The following is a 14,212-nucleotide window of genomic DNA, read 5'->3' as shown; positions in this document are numbered from 1 at the left end:
GCGATGCAGGCTACCCTGACCCGTACCACGGAGACAGTGACGAAGGCGGAGCCCCAGCGGCGGCCACGCCGGCGCTGGCGTACGGCTTGGGTGACGTCCGCGACCGTTCTGGTCATCATCTGGTCCATCGCCCCGTTCCTGTGGCTGATCCGCAGCAGCCTGTCGCCGGTGGGCGAAATGACGCGGACTCCGCCTGCCTGGTTGCCGGAGAGCGTCACGTTCGACAACTACCTCGACCTGATCGTCGCGCTCTTCGCCCCGGGAAACGGCACGACCACCGTCGAACTGATCGCGCTCGGCCTACAGAACAGCATGATCGTCTGCGTCGCGGTCACCCTGCTCAACGTCCTGCTCGGGTTCAGCGCGGCCTACGGCTTCTCACGCGCGAAGGGCCGACTCTGGTCGACCGCCCTCAACGGGCTCATCGTCTCCCGGATGGTACCGACGTTCGCCATCATCATCCCGCTGTTCCTGGTGTTCAGCCGCCTGGAAATCTACGACACGTTCCTCGGGTTGGTGCTCGCCGAACTCGCGGTGACGCTGCCGTTCAGCATCTGGCTCATGAAGAGCTACCTCGACACGATCGACATCGAACTGGACGAACAGGCCCGGGTGGACGGCGCGTCGAAACCACAGGTACTGCGCAAGGTCATGCTGCCGGCGGCCCGTCCCGGCGTCGCCACCGCGGCCATCTTCACCTTCTTGACCAGCTGGAACTCGTTCATCTTCCCCCTCGTGCTGTCCTCCAGCCCGACGGTGATGACGGTCCAGCCGCAGATCGCCGCCACGTACAGCGACATGCGTGCCGATTACGACGTGATGTTCGCAAGCACCGTCCTCGCCTGCATCCCACCGATGATCCTCGCGTTCATCCTGCAGCGGCAGCTCACCCAGGGGCTGCTGTCCGGAGCCATGAAGGGCTGACGCCGCCGCCAAGCGCCGCCGGTCCGGTCCGGCATCGGCCCGAGAACGAGGTTGAGGTCTCCTGCGCACGGCCGAAGTGATCTCGCAACTCGACCATCTGTTCCTCCAACGCCATCAGCGTCACGCCGCTCCGCTCGACCTGTTCCTCGGCCAGGTCGCCCGGATCGACCCGACACAACGCCTGCCGCTTCATGAGCCCGCCTGAGGAGGAAGCGATGTCCCGGATACCAATGCTGGCGCCGGAAGACCTCGATGACGACCAGCGCCGCGCCTTCGCGTCGATCACACGCGGCCCGCGCGGCGGTGCAGGGCGGGCCGCACTCGTAGATGATCGTGGCGCACTGCTCGGCCCGTTCAACGCGATGGTCACCGCTCCCACCGTCGGCGAACCGCTCCAAGCGCTTGGTGCGGCGATTCGGTACCGTACGGGCCTGTCAGCACGGGCACGGGAACTGGCGATCCTCACGGTCGCCGCACACCACCGCAGCGACTTCGAGTGGGAGGTGCACGTTCGGGACGGCCGTGCCGCCGGCCTCACCGACACCGAGCTCGCCGCAGCCATACACGGCGACCCCGCCGCGCTCACCGACCCGACCGAACGCGTCGTCCTCCGAACCACCCGTGCGATGCTCCGGACGGGTGACCTGACCGACGACGAGTACACCACCGCCGTGGCGGCCATCGGCGAGGCCAGACTGGTCGAGCTAACCACACTGGTCGGGTACTACGCCCTACTGGCGTTGCAGCTGAGGGTGTTCCGGGTGCCGGCCCGCGTGACCGGCCCTTGGACTGCCCAAACCGCAGAGGGCTGACGGATCGTCGGGCGGTCCTGTACGGGTTGATGGAGACGGCCGGGGCGGTCGGCAGCTCGTCTCTTGCCGCCCATCTGGAGGCACCGCGGCGTGGCCTCGACGACAGGCTCAGCGGCGACGTAGTGATGAACCCTTCGCGTCCCGCGACGGTGATCGCTCCGCTGTTCTCGCCCACGGCGCTGCTGCCGCTGAACGAGCCGGGCAGGGTCTCGTATCCGATGGAGCACACGCCCGGCCCACTGCGGCCCTACTCGGCCACCCTGGCGGTCCCCGGCGGGCGAGCTCGGCCAGCGCTCGCAGGCGCCCGGGGTCGGACAGGTGAGCGAGGACCTCTGCGGCGTGCGCGGCTTCGGCGGACATCCGGTCATCCTGCCCGCCGTCACTCCGGGCGGCGACCACGTTCCCGGCCGGGCGGAACAGCACGACCGTCTCCACGACGAGTCCCAGAAGCAGGATCACCGCCAGCACGGCGAACGCCACCGGCACGGCATCTGGGCGGGCGGGTGCCCCGAGTCGTAGCACCCGCGACGGGACGTGCCTCACGGCGAAGCCCGTAGGCTCCGCCGTGAGGAGACCCGCCGATCGGCGGGTCAGATCACCGGGGCCTTGCCGAACGTGGTGTCCGGCAGGAGCCGGGCGGCGTCGTCGATCTGCTCGGGAGTGACCTTCAGCAACCCGAACTCCCGTGTCGCCTCGTAGTAGACCCTCGCCAGGGCGTAGCAGGCAGGCTGTACCGCGGCGGGGTAGTTGGCGCACACCCGCTGCAGGTCGCTGTAGAAGGCGAGGTCGAGCCGGGCCTTGTTCGCCTCGAACCGCTGAGCGGCCTTGTAGTTGCGGTATCCGAAGTCATGTCGGTCGCAGGCCGACTCGAACGTGAATCCGAGTGGATTTTCCGGCGCCCAAGTGCAGTGGTTGGTGGACCAGTCGAACTCGTACGCCGCGTAGGTTTCCCGGTAGAACCGCCCGATGTTCCACGAGTCGTAGCTGCCGGAGCTGTCCGAGGTGAGGCTCTCCAGCACCGCCAGCCGGTTGGGCGCGAGGCCGGTGGAGATCTCGCCGGACCCTACCGCGACCGACAGGGTGCTGGTGCCGAGGCCGGAGCAGGCGCTCAGGTAGCGCATCCCGATCGGCAGCGGGAGGCAGTTGGCCCAGGTGCCGTTGTACGCCTGCAGCGCCAGGTTGAATCCGATCTCGATCTGGGCGCCGCCGTCGTAGACGCGCCCGTCGATGAGCACCGTGGCGGCGCTGTAGCCGTAGTAGCCGTTGACGAACGAGAACGGCGCCGCCGCCGCGACGACCTGCCCGTTGTACGGCGAGCCGGACGTGCGCTCGATCAGAAGTGCCTGCCCGGCGCCCGCGAGGTAGAAGTTGCAGACGATCTCCGTGACGAAGTCGATCCGTACGTTGAGACCGGCTTTACTGGTCGTCCTGCTGATGTACGGCGTGCAGCCCGCGTTTTCCAGCTGTGCGCCGCTAACCATGCGCGGTGCTTTGCCCGCGGCAGGCGGGCGCAGCGTGACCGCCGAGCCGTTCGCAAGCTCGGCCGCCGATCGCGGACCCCCGGGTCGCTTGGCGGCGTCCGGCTTCTGTGCGGTCACACCGGGCGCCGCGGTGACCGCCTGATCGGGGAGCACCGGGGCGTCCGCAGTCGGCGCGGCGTGTGCCGGGAGGGTGTTTCCCAGCGCGCCGAGCATCCCAAGCGCAATCGCCGCAGCCAATGCAAGAACCTTCCTGGTGGTACGTGTCGATCCCATTTCCCCTCCGCCCGTGTTGGCTGTTGCGGGCAGGCTTTCAGTCGGCACTGGACGGACACTGGACATCGACTGGATGCGATGTCCGGCCAGCTGGGTACGGCGAAACGCGACCAGGACCGTGTGGACCTACACGACCAGCCGGGCCCAGAAGTCCAGGCAGTGACCTGGGCTTACCGGCAGATACGCGACGACCCCGCGCCGCGACGTGCTGCGAGGTTCGCGACCGGTTCCGCCGACCGTGGCCTCGCTCAGTCGGTCAGCAGTTCGTAGGCCGTCTCGGGGGCCGGCATGCTCTGAGCGGCCGTCGGCCGGCGCGGTGGGATCGCCGACCCGAACTGGTTGTACACGATCTTGGTGGACCGCGCCTCGAACTCTCCGGCGGCGGGGGTCGAGATGGTCAGTTCGACCAGTCGGCCCTCTTCGTCGATGCGGGCTCTGAACGGGATGGACGTGGTCGCCCCGCCGAGTGCCTCGCGGATCTCCTCGTCGACCAGCATCGAATCGGTCACCTTGCGGAGGTTGACATAGCCGCGGTAGTCGCCGGATCCGATCTCCGACATGCGGGCGGCTGTCTGGAAGAGCGCGGCGGCTGACGCCGGGTCTGGATCGTCGGAATCCCGAGGCGGATCCAGCAGATCCGGAACGCGGGTTTGGTCGACGAGAAGATACTTGTCACTCCACGCGTCGATGCCCGCGGCCTTGTTGAGTTCGTCTCCGTAGTCGATCCGTACCCACAGGTTCTCGTCGACGGTGATGAGGTCCAACGTGCCTGAGCCGCCGTCGACGTCGAACAGGGTCTTGACGGCGGCGCTATTGCTGGCCAGGTCCACCACGCCCGCGCTGTTCTGGGAGCCGTCGGTGATGGTGAAGGCGAAGTTGCCCTGGTCGAGCACCTTGGTCGCGTCGAGCAGAGCCTGGCGCATGGGGGCATCCGCCTCCTCTATGCCGTCCCAGCTCCAGACCCGTATGCAGCCGCTGGTGCCGACTGCGAGCAGGGACGCGACGACGAGACCGGCGAGAGTCCGCCGAGTGGTCTTCACGAGAGCTTCTCCAAGGGGCTGTTTCCCGCACCGGAACGGCCGGGCGGCTGCGTCGGCAAGCCTAGGAGAGCCCGTTGGAAGAACGCTTGAAGAACGCTTGCAGCGCCGGTGAAGACGCGACCGGAGACGTCCGGGCCGGCCGAGGCACGGCCGACCCGGACATCGCAATCAGGCGAGGTCGAACCGGTCGAGGTTCATGACCTTGTCCCACGCGGCCACGAAGTCCCGGACGAACTTCTCCTTCGAGTCGGAGGTCGCGTAGACCTCCGCGTTGGCGCGGAGCTGGGAGTGCGAACCGAAGACGAGGTCGACGGCGGTGGCGGTGGCGGTCCACTTGACCTCGCCCGTGGCGCGGTCCCGACCCTCGAACACGTTCTCCGACGACTGGGCCGTCTTCCACTCCGTGCCCATGTCGAGCAGATGCACGACGAAGTCGTTCGTCAACGTCCCAGGGCGATCGGTGAAGCCGCCGTACGGGGACTGCCCGGCGTTGATGTTCAGTGCCCGCAGGCCGCCGATCAGCACCGTCATCTCGGGCGCGCTCAGGTTCAGCATGTACGCCCGGTCCAGCATCAGGGTCTCCGGCGACAGCTTCTCGCCGGCGCGCAGGTAGTTGCGGAACCCGTCGGCCCTCGGTTCGAGGACGGCGAAGGTCTCCGTCGGTCTGCTCCTGCGAGGCGTCCGTACGACCCGGCGCGAACGGGGACGGTGATGTCGTGCCCGGCGTCCTTGGCCGCCCGCTCGACGGCCGCGCACCTGCCCAGGACGATCAGGTCGGCGAGCGACACCTTCTTGCCGCCGGTCTGTGCGCCGTTGAAGTCCTGCTGGACCCGTTCGAGCGTCTGCAGCACGGTGGCCAGCTCGGCCGGGTTGTTGACCTCCCAGTCCTTCTGCCGCGCGAGGCGGATACGGGCCCCGTTGGCGCCGCCGCGCTTGTCGGTGCCGCGGAAGCTGGCCGCCGACGCCCAGGCCGTGGCGACCACCTGGGAGACGGACAGACCCGACTCGAGGACCTTGACCTTGAGGGCGGCGTGCGTCGGTACGCCGTGACACATGGTTTGATCGGGACGTCGACCGATCCAGAGGGGGCCCGGTGGAGCGCAGAGCAATCATCTTCCACGGGACCGGCGCGAATCCGGGCGTATGCTGGTACCCCTGGCTGGCAGGGCGGCTCGCGGCCCGGGGATACGACGTCGAGGTGCCGCATCACCCGGGTATCAACGTCGAGCCGATCGCTACGTTCCTGCCGAAGGTGCTGAACGGGCACCGTTTCACCGAGGACACGGTTCTCGTGGGTCATTCCGGCGGCGCGGCTCTCCTGCTCGCGCTTCTGGAGCATGTGGACGTAACCGTCGCCCAGGCAATCCTGGTCGCCGGCTACTGCACCCGACCCAACACGGAGGAGGAGCCGGTCCTCCAGCAGGACTACGACTGGGCTGCGATCCGATCGCACGTCCGGGACATCTACTTCATCAACTCTCGCAAGGATCCGTACGGCTGCGATGACCGACAGGGACGCGCCATGTTCGAGCGGCTCGGCGGCACCCAGATCGTGCGCGACGACGGACACTTCGGCGACTACAACCAGCCGTACCCTCGGTTCGAACTGCTCGACCGGCTTATCCGCTGACGCCAGCAAGCCACCGGACCTTGATCGGTTACACGGAACTCGGCAGATCCGCACGTCGAGGGATCGGCTGGGCTCACCCCCGCCCGCGTCCGCCGAGGCTTCCGGAACATCCGCGCCAAAAGCGCTCTACCAACCAGTGCACCCAACCCGCACGACCGGGCCCTGGACGCCCGCCGGGCACCCCGAACCGCCGACACGCACTCCACCACAACGTCGGGAAAAGCCGGGGCCCGAACTCGACCGGATCGCCGTCGAGTTGCGCACGACCTGGGGCGGTCTCGACGGGTTGGCCGCCGGGGAACCCCGGGCCGACCTCCGAGCCGTCTTCTCCTGGTCGTACCAGGCGTTGGGTCCGGGCGCGGCGCGGCTGTTCCGGCTCCTCGGATTACATCCGGGGCCGGACATCTCGGTCCCGGCCACGGCGGGACTGGCCGGCGTCGCGGTGCCGCAGGTCCGACCGGCCCTGGAAGAAGCTCGTCCGGGCGAATCTGGTCGCCGGGCCGGCACCCGGTCGGTACGCGCTGCACGACCTGCTCCGTGTCTTCGCCGCCGAACTTGCCGAGTCCCACGACAGCCCGTCGGAGCAATACGCGACACGGCTGCGGATGTTCGACCACTACCTGCGGCACGCCGTGCTGGCCAGTACCTGGTTCGACGGGTTCCGGGAACCCATGCCGCTGCCGCTGTCACCGCACGAGGCCGAGGCCGGGGTGCCGGAGATTGACACCGACGAGTCGGCAGCCTGGCTCAGTGCCGAGCGGCCGGTGTTGCGCAGGATGATCGCGTTGGCCGCCGAGTCCGGGGCCTACCGGCTGACGACCGGGCGGTCCTGGCCGCGATCGTCTACCTGGTCCAAGCCGGCTGCTCCTGGCCCAAACTCCCCGCGGTGCTGTTCGGCGTCAGCCGGTCGACCGTGCACCGTCGCTTCACCGCATGGACCAAAGACGGGCTGTGGATACGGCTGCACCAGCAGTTCCTGCACCGTCTCGGCATCGTCAGCGAGATCCACTGGTCCCGGGCGGTCATGGACTCGATCAGCGTCCAGGCGCCAAAAGGGGCGACGAAACAGGACGGCGCTGACCCGAACCGCCTCGGGTACTACCAGGCCGCCCCGCGTACGCGCGGCCCGGCCTCCAGTGGAGACAAGCACTCGCGTAGAACGGGTGCATCCCGCGCAAGATTGCGCGGTTTCCCCGTTCGCCAGTGCCCGAACCTGCGCAGCGGACATCGACGGCGGCTGGGCGCGTTTCGCTATCCGTCTGTTCGGACTCACTTCACGTCAAGGTCTCCAGGCAGCACCGGGTTCCGGCCACCCGCACCAGGGCTGGGCAGGGCAACCGGGGCTGGTGGCGCCGGATCGGCGTGGTGAGGACCGGCAAGCCCCTGGGAATCCAACGCCTCGAAACGTGACACAACGGCGGCCGACGCTCACTGATTGATGCAAGTGGATGTGCGGAGCGTGTTGGGGGTGCCAGAATGCACCCGGAGGGCCCTCCACGTCGATGTAGGAGTTTCTGCCTGCCCACCGCGTCCGACGCGTCAGGGATCCGCCGGACCGGTACGGCCGTGCCGGCGCGGATACGAGGGGGCGTCCGGCCCCCGCCACACCGGAGGCGGAACCGTCAAGAAGGGGAAACGCGATGGAATCGCTCACCCGTTCAGCCTCCGACCGTTCCCGGTGGCGGCAGCGGCTGACCGCTCTCGCCGCGGCCAGCACACTGGTCGCGGCCGGCCTGGTGACCTTGGCGGCTGCTCCGGCCGCCGCCGTCCCGCCCGGCGCGACGACGGCGTATGTGACCAACTTCGCCGGTAGCGCCGTCTCTGTAGTCGACACCACCACCGGCACCGTGACGGCCTCCGTCCCTGCCGGCGGCTTCGTCCAGGACGTGGCGGTCAACGCGGCGGGCACCACCGTGTACGCCACTACCGCCCTCTCGAACGCCGTCGCGGTCATCGACACCGCCACCGCGACGGTCACCGCGACAATCCCGCTCAGCGGCATCCCCACCGGCATCACGCTGAACGCCGCCGGAACTGCCGCCTACGTCGCCAACCAGTCCGGCCACAACGTCACATTCATCGACACCACCACCAACACGGTGACCGCCACCGTCCCGGTGGCCGGCAACCTCCAGGCCATCGCCCTGAACCCGGCAGGGACCACCGCCTACGTCACCGCGTTCAACCCCCACGCCCTCACCGTGGTCGACATCGCCACCGCCACCGTCACCGCCACCGTGCCGATGCCCAGCGCCCCGTTCGGCGTGGTCACCGACCCCGCGGGCAGCGCGGTCTACGTAGCGACCGGAGGCGGCGGAACCATAGCCAAGATCGACAGCGCCACCAACACGGTCACCGCCTCCATCACCGTGCCAACCAGCATCAGCCTGGCGATCACCCCCAACGGCGCCACGCTGTACGCGACCTCCGCCGTCGCGGGCGGCGTGTCCGTCATCGACACCGCCACCGGCACCGTCACCACGTTCGTCGGCTCCCTCGGCAGCCCCTCCGACGTCCAGGTCAACTCCACGGGAACCACCGCCTACGTCGTCAACCAGGTCAACCCGAGCGGTTCCGCGCCCGGCATCATCTACGCCATCGACACCGCCACCAACGCCGTCACCACCGCCGCAACCGGCGTGACCGGCGCCCGCAATCTCACCCTGCACACCATCCCCGCCCCCGCCGTCACGGCCGTGGCCCCCACCAGCGGCCCGACAAGCGGCGGGACCGTGGTCACGATCACCGGCACGGACCTGACCGGCGCCACCGCGGTCACCTTCGGCGGCACCCCCGCGACCGCCGTGTCCTGCACCGCGACAACCTGCACCGCCACCGCCCCCGCCCACGCCGCAGGAACCGTGGACGTCCAGGTCACCACCCCCGGCGGCACCAGCGCCACCAGCAGCGCGGCCCAGTACACCTACGTCATCCCACCCGCCGACATCGACGTAAACCTCACCGCACGGCCACACCTCGGCATCCTGCTTCCCTACCTCACCTACACCCTCACCGCCCACAACAACGGCCCCGGCACGGTCACTTCCGCCACCCTCACCGCCACCCTGCCGACCGGCGCTACCGCCACCAACCTGTCCGCCGGATGCACCACCACAACGAACACGGTGACCTGCGCCTACGGACCCATCGCCAACGGCGCCAGCACCGACAAGACATTCCGCGTCCCGCTGAGCCTCTTCTCCCTGGGCAACGTCACGGTCACCGCCGTACGCACCACGTCCACCCCCGCTGACCCCAACCCCGGCAACGACAGCGCGAGCGCGACCTGCACCGTCATCTCCACCATCCTGGTCACCTGCCCCTAACCAGGTCGCCGGAAGTTATGTCCGCAACTCGCCCGAGTTGACGTGGCTCCACATAGGAGGACCCCGTCGGGGTTTTGATCGAGTTACCACACAAGATCAGCCCCGACGAGGTCCCCGCCAGTACGCGCCCTACGCACGTGTACGTCGACCTGTCCGACGAGCAGTACCACCACCTCGTCGAGACCCTGCACGCTGCGCGACGCCCACAGCGAGGACAAAAGCACCGTCTACCGCGAGCTACGGCTCGCCCTCACCTATAACCCCGGGCAAAACAAGATCAGCGTCGAGGCTACGCCTGACGCTGATTACTGTGGGATAACTGTACGTGTCCGAGGGGGGACTTGAACCCCCACGCCCTATACGGGCACTAGCACCTCAAGCTAGCGCGTCTGCCATTCCGCCACCCGGACTTACACGTTCCACCCTACCGGAGATCGACCAGACGATCTCTCGTCCGGCTTCGGCCTCCTTCAGGGGCACGGGGCATTACTGTACACGGGCCGTACGGGCATCGCACAACGCCCCGCCCACCACCCGCCGCATCAGGGCTGAGCAGCAAATTCGAGGGCGACGGCGACCGCCGGCCGGCAGACTGCCCGGATGACGATCACCCGAATCAACCCCGAAGCCCTGCACGCCACTCCCGGCTACCACCACGTGACGGTCGTGGAGGCGGGCCGTACCGCGTACCTCGCCGGGCAGTGCCCGCTCGGCCCGGACGGCACGCTGGTCGGGGCCGGCGACGTCGACGCGCAGGTCGACCAGGTGGTGTCGAACGCTCTGGCGGCACTGGCCGCGGTCGGGGCCGGCCCGGACCGGGTCGTCCGCACCGTGATCTACGTGGTCAGCGACGACGGCGCGGTGCTGGCCGGGGTGTGGCGGCGGTTGCTGGCGTCGCCGCTGGCGCCGGCGTTCACCACGGCGAGCACGCTGGTCGGGGTGGCCCAGCTCGGGTTCCCCGGTCAACTGGTGGAGCTGGACGTGACGGCGTCGCTGCCCGGCTGACGGCGCCGGGGCACCCCGGGGTGGACATGGCCGCGCAGGGCGAGCACGACCTGCGCGGCCACCTCTATGTTCGCACCTCACCGGACCTGCCCATATAGAGTTCAAGCGATTGACAAAGTTTAGATTCCATACTTATTCTCCTGGTCAGTCCGGGCGCCCTCCGCGGTCAGCACGGCGCCCCGCCGTAACCCGTCCCCCCGAAACGGCACGCACTTTCCCCTGGCGAGGAGCACCATGACCGGTTTGCGCAGCACGACAAGACGGACCCGATGGCGGAACGGCCTGCTCGCGAGCGGCCTGTCGGTCCTGCTGGTGGCCCTCGGCCTGACGTTCGCCGTCAGCGCCCAGGCCGCCGCCGGCTGCCGCGTCGTCTACACCGCCCCGAACCAGTGGCCGGGCGGCTTCACCGCCAACGTCGCCATCACCAACCTCGGCGACCCGCTCAACGGCTGGAGCCTGACCTGGACGTTCCCGTCCGGGCAGCAGGTCACCCAGGCCTGGAACGCCAACGTCACCTCGTCGGGCGCCAACGTCACCGCCACCAACGTCAGCTACAACGGCGCCCTGGCCACCAACGTGACCGTGTCGTTCGGCTTCAACGGCTCCTCGACCGGCGCCAACACCGCCCCGTCGTCGTTCGCGCTCAACGGCGTCACCTGCACCGGCAGCGTCGGCCCCACCACCCCACCGACCACCCAGCCGCCGACCTCGCCGCCGCCGACCGGCAACCCGACCGACCCGGCCGCCGCCGTCGCCGCGATGCAGCCCGGCTGGAACCTCGGCAACTCGTTCGACGCCACCGGCGACGGCGAAACCTCCTGGGGCAACCCGCGGGTGACCGCGCAACTGCTCGACAACATCAAGGCCCAGGGCTTCAAGAGCATCCGGATCCCGGTCACCTGGGGCCAGCACCACGGGGCGGCGCCCAACTACACGATCAACTCGACCTACCTCAACCGGGTGAAGGAGGTCGTGGACTGGGCCCTCGCCGACGACTTCTACGTGATGATCAACATCCATCACGACTCGTGGCAGTGGATCGCGAACATGCCCAGCAACCGCACCACGGTGCTGGCCCGCTACAACGCGATCTGGACCCAGGTGGCGAGCACCTTCCGCAACTCCTCACCGAAGCTCGTCTTCGAGAGCGTCAACGAACCCCAGTTCACCGGCAGCTCCGGTGACGCCCAGAACGCCACCCTGTTGCACGAGCTGAACACGTCGTTCCACCGGATCGTGCGGCAGTCCGGCGGCAACAACGCCTCCCGCCTGCTGGTCCTGCCGACCCTGCACACCTCGTCCGACCAGCCCCGGATCGACGAACTCGTCGCCACGTTCGACGCCCTCGACGACCCCAACCTGATCGCGACCTACCACTTCTACGGCTACTGGCCGTTCAGCGTGAACGTCGCCGGCGGCACCCGCTTCGACGCCACCGTGCAGAAGGACCTGACCGACGCCTTCGACCGCATCCACACCGCGTTCACCGCCCGCGGCATCCCGGTCATCCTCGGCGAGTACGGCCTGCTCGGCTTCGACCGGCACACCGGCACCATCCAGCAGGGCGAGAAGCTGAAGTTCTTCGAGTTCCTCGGCCACTACGCCCGGGCCAGGCAGATCACCACGATGTGGTGGGACAACGGCCAGCACTTCAACCGCAACACCCACCAGTGGAACGACGCCGAACTGTTCGCCCAGATCAAGTCGAGCTGGACAACCCGGTCCGGCACCGCCTCCAGCGACCAGGTCTTCAGCGCCCGCGCCAGCGCCGTCACCGCCAAGTCCCTCACCCTGAACCTCAACGGCACGTCGTTCGTCGGGCTGCGGCACGGCAGCACCGACCTGGTACGCGGCACCGACTACACCGTCAGCGGCGACCAGCTGACGCTGACCGCCGCCGCCCTGACCCGACTGAGCGGCAACCGGGCGTACGGAACCAACGCGGTGCTGTCGGCCCGCTTCTCCCAGGGCGTCCCGTGGCGGATCAACCTCGTCACCTACGACCGGCCGGTGCTCCAGAACGCCACCGGGACGACCGGCGCGTTCACGATCCCGACCACGTTCCGCGGCGACCAGCTGGCCACCATGGAGGCGACGTACGCCGACGGCAGCAACGCCGGCCCGCACAACTGGACGCCGTTCAAGGAGTTCGACCACACCTTCGCGCCGAACTACACCGCGAACAACATCGTGCTCAAGCCGGAGTTCTTCGCCGAGGTCAACGACAACTCCCGGGTCACCCTGCGGTTCCACTTCTGGAGCGGCGAGATCGTCACCTACTACGTCACCAGGTCCGGAGGCAACGTCACCGGCACCACCAACTGACCACCGCGGCGGCCCCGTTCACCGGACGACCCGGGAACGGGGCCGCCGCCTGTCCACCCGCCGGATGCGGGGACCCCCGTTGACACCACGGCCGGGTGACGGGGGAGCATGACGGGCGTGTCATCGCCCTCGCCCTTCGACGCCGTCCGGCGTGACGTGCAGGCGTTCCGCGCCGCCGGCGACCTGGACTCGGCGCGCGGGCTGCTGGCCGAGGCCCTGGTCGCGGCCCGGCCGGCGTACGGCGAGGACCACCCCGAGATCCTCGGTCTGGCCCACCAGCTCGGCCGCCTGCACCGCGAGGCCGGTGACCCGGCCGGCGCCCGGCGGGTGCTCGAGGAGGCCATCGCCGCCGGCGAGCGCCGCCACGGCCACACCGACGCGCTGATGCTCGGCCTGTCGTTCGACCTCGGCACGGTCGCCGAGGAACTCGGCAACCGGCACGAGGCCAGCCGCAACTTCGGCCGGGTCGCCCGGTTCGGGCCGGCCACGCTGGGCGCCGACCACTGGGCGGTGAGCGCCGCCCGCGCTTACCTGGGCGACGACGCACCGCCACCACAGGGCGAGCCGCCGGCCACGCCGGCCGCACCCACTCCGGCGCCCCCGGCGCACCCACCGGCACCCACGCCACCCCCACCACCGGCACCCACGCCACCCAATCTCCCGCCCCAAGCCGCGGCACGCCCCGCCGGTCGTGCGCAGGTGCCACCGGCCGCCCCGACCCGGCCCGCGACGCCCCCCGGACAGCCCGGCACGCCACCACCGGTGCCGGCCGTACCACCCGGGGTCGAGTCGCTGGACACCCCGTACCCGGACCCGACGGCGGGCCGGCTGCCGCCGCCGTACCCGCCGCTCGAACCGCAACCGGCGACCCCGGCGCCGGCCGCACGGCCGGCGGGCGGCCGCGGCCGGGCACCGGTCGTCGTCGCGGCGGCCGCCGCGGTCGTCGCCGCGGTGTCCGCGACCGTGACCGCCGTCATGGTGCTGCGCGACGACCCGACGCCTCCCCCGCCGCCGACCGCACCGACCGCGGGGCCGGTCGTCGACGGCGAACCACCGACCGGGGTACGGGTCCGCGACGACGGCACCGCCATCACCGTGACCTGGGAGGACCCGAGCCCCGGTACGGTCCCGTTCATCGTCGCCGGCGGCCGGGCCGGACAGCAGCTACGTGCCATGGCCACCATCAACCCCGGCGAGACCAGCCACACCGTCAACGGGCTCAACCCACGCCTGAACTACTGCTTCACGGTGCTCGCGGTCTATTCGACCGAGCGGTACGCCACCTCCGGTCAGGTGTGCACCGACCGGTCCGGCTCCACGCCGGACTGACCCGACCCGCACACCGGCGGTTGTCCACAGCCACGTGCGGGTGGTTGTCCACAGCCTGGCAAAGCGG

Annotated in this window: 12 protein-coding genes, 1 tRNA gene and 1 pseudogene; 9 read left to right on the top strand and 5 right to left on the bottom strand. The window is 69.4% G+C overall.

What is annotated here, in order from left to right; genetic code table 11:
* Nucleotides 1-36: 36 nt before the first annotated feature.
* On the top strand, nt 37-924 hold the full coding sequence (locus AB0I42_RS28295; RefSeq protein ID WP_357541847.1) for a carbohydrate ABC transporter permease: 888 nt from the start codon (nt 37-39) through the stop codon (nt 922-924).
* Here AB0I42_RS28295 and AB0I42_RS28290 read toward each other — a convergent pair.
* Nucleotides 887-1,117, bottom strand: coding sequence for a gas vesicle protein K (locus AB0I42_RS28290; RefSeq protein ID WP_357541846.1), 231 nt, complete (start codon nt 1,115-1,117; stop codon nt 887-889). The two genes, AB0I42_RS28295 and AB0I42_RS28290, sit on opposite strands and share 38 nt — an antisense overlap.
* Here AB0I42_RS28290 and AB0I42_RS28285 point away from each other — a divergent pair.
* Both AB0I42_RS28285 and AB0I42_RS28280 read left to right on the top strand, forming a co-directional pair.
* Nucleotides 1,116-1,736, top strand: coding sequence for a carboxymuconolactone decarboxylase family protein (locus tag AB0I42_RS28285; protein WP_357541845.1), 621 nt, complete (start codon nt 1,116-1,118; stop codon nt 1,734-1,736). The two genes, AB0I42_RS28290 and AB0I42_RS28285, sit on opposite strands and share 2 nt — an antisense overlap.
* A 318-nt stretch (nt 1,737-2,054) precedes the next feature.
* Nucleotides 2,055-2,255 carry a hypothetical protein gene (locus tag AB0I42_RS28280; protein WP_357541844.1) on the top strand — a complete coding sequence of 67 codons (201 nt, stop codon included), beginning with the start codon at nt 2,055-2,057 and terminating at the stop codon, nt 2,253-2,255.
* A 71-nt stretch (nt 2,256-2,326) separates the two neighbouring features.
* Here the strand turns inward: AB0I42_RS28280 and AB0I42_RS28275 are convergent, their stop codons facing one another.
* From AB0I42_RS28275 to AB0I42_RS28265, 3 genes and pseudogenes are all read right to left on the bottom strand, one after another.
* Nucleotides 2,327-3,538, bottom strand: coding sequence for a phospholipase (locus tag AB0I42_RS28275; protein WP_357541843.1), 1,212 nt, complete (start codon nt 3,536-3,538; stop codon nt 2,327-2,329).
* A 200-nt stretch (nt 3,539-3,738) separates the two neighbouring features.
* On the bottom strand, nt 3,739-4,530 hold the full coding sequence (locus AB0I42_RS28270; RefSeq protein WP_357541841.1) for a hypothetical protein: 792 nt from the start codon (nt 4,528-4,530) through the stop codon (nt 3,739-3,741).
* A gap of 168 nt (nt 4,531-4,698) precedes the next feature.
* A pseudogene (locus tag AB0I42_RS28265) lies at nt 4,699-5,561 on the bottom strand (peroxidase family protein); the annotation flags it as partial.
* Nucleotides 5,562-5,623: 62 nt separating this feature from the next.
* On the opposite strand from AB0I42_RS28265, the gene AB0I42_RS28260 reads away from it, so the two are divergent.
* The 3 genes from AB0I42_RS28260 to AB0I42_RS28250 all read left to right on the top strand — a co-directional run bounded on the left by AB0I42_RS28260 (nt 5,624) and on the right by AB0I42_RS28250 (nt 9,486).
* Nucleotides 5,624-6,160: an alpha/beta hydrolase gene (locus AB0I42_RS28260; protein ID WP_357541839.1), complete on the top strand. Its 537-nt coding sequence runs from the start codon at nt 5,624-5,626 to the stop codon at nt 6,158-6,160.
* A gap of 742 nt (nt 6,161-6,902) precedes the next feature.
* Entirely contained in the window at nt 6,903-7,529 is a 627-nt protein-coding gene (locus AB0I42_RS28255; protein ID WP_357541887.1) for a transposase, read from the top strand.
* 271 nt (nt 7,530-7,800) lie between these two features.
* Nucleotides 7,801-9,486: an IPT/TIG domain-containing protein gene (locus AB0I42_RS28250; protein ID WP_357541837.1), complete on the top strand. Its 1,686-nt coding sequence runs from the start codon at nt 7,801-7,803 to the stop codon at nt 9,484-9,486.
* Between the two features lie 326 nt (nt 9,487-9,812).
* Here AB0I42_RS28250 and AB0I42_RS28245 read toward each other — a convergent pair.
* A tRNA-Leu gene (locus AB0I42_RS28245) sits at nt 9,813-9,896 on the bottom strand.
* 190 nt (nt 9,897-10,086) lie between these two features.
* On the opposite strand from AB0I42_RS28245, the gene AB0I42_RS28240 reads away from it, so the two are divergent.
* The 3 genes from AB0I42_RS28240 (at nt 10,087) to AB0I42_RS28230 (ending at nt 14,145) form a co-directional block, all read left to right on the top strand.
* Complete coding sequence (locus AB0I42_RS28240) at nt 10,087-10,491, top strand: RidA family protein (RefSeq protein ID WP_357541835.1); 405 nt, start codon at nt 10,087-10,089, stop codon at nt 10,489-10,491.
* A 234-nt stretch (nt 10,492-10,725) separates the two neighbouring features.
* Nucleotides 10,726-12,816 carry a cellulase family glycosylhydrolase gene (locus AB0I42_RS28235; protein ID WP_357541833.1) on the top strand — a complete coding sequence of 697 codons (2,091 nt, stop codon included), beginning with the start codon at nt 10,726-10,728 and terminating at the stop codon, nt 12,814-12,816.
* A 117-nt stretch (nt 12,817-12,933) separates the two neighbouring features.
* Nucleotides 12,934-14,145 carry a tetratricopeptide repeat protein gene (locus AB0I42_RS28230; protein ID WP_357541831.1) on the top strand — a complete coding sequence of 404 codons (1,212 nt, stop codon included), beginning with the start codon at nt 12,934-12,936 and terminating at the stop codon, nt 14,143-14,145.
* Nucleotides 14,146-14,212: the final 67 nt, after the last annotated feature.

The organism is Polymorphospora sp. NPDC050346 (assembly GCF_040655695.1).
In the GTDB taxonomy this organism is placed as follows: domain Bacteria; phylum Actinomycetota; class Actinomycetes; order Mycobacteriales; family Micromonosporaceae; genus Polymorphospora; species Polymorphospora lycopeni.
This window is presented reverse-complemented; position numbering and strand designations above follow the sequence as displayed.

Excerpts from the sequence above, each read along its gene's own strand:
- AB0I42_RS28235 (WP_357541833.1), top strand. The coding sequence starts at position 10,726 with ATGACCGGTTTGCGCAGCACGACAAGACGGACCCGATGGCGGAACGGC.
- AB0I42_RS28285 (WP_357541845.1), top strand. The coding sequence starts at position 1,116 with ATGAGCCCGCCTGAGGAGGAAGCGATGTCCCGGATACCAATGCTGGCG.
- AB0I42_RS28240 (WP_357541835.1), top strand. The coding sequence starts at position 10,087 with ATGACGATCACCCGAATCAACCCCGAAGCCCTGCACGCCACTCCCGGC.
- AB0I42_RS28290 (WP_357541846.1), bottom strand. The coding sequence starts at position 1,117 with ATGAAGCGGCAGGCGTTGTGTCGGGTCGATCCGGGCGACCTGGCCGAG.
- AB0I42_RS28250 (WP_357541837.1), top strand. The coding sequence starts at position 7,801 with ATGGAATCGCTCACCCGTTCAGCCTCCGACCGTTCCCGGTGGCGGCAG.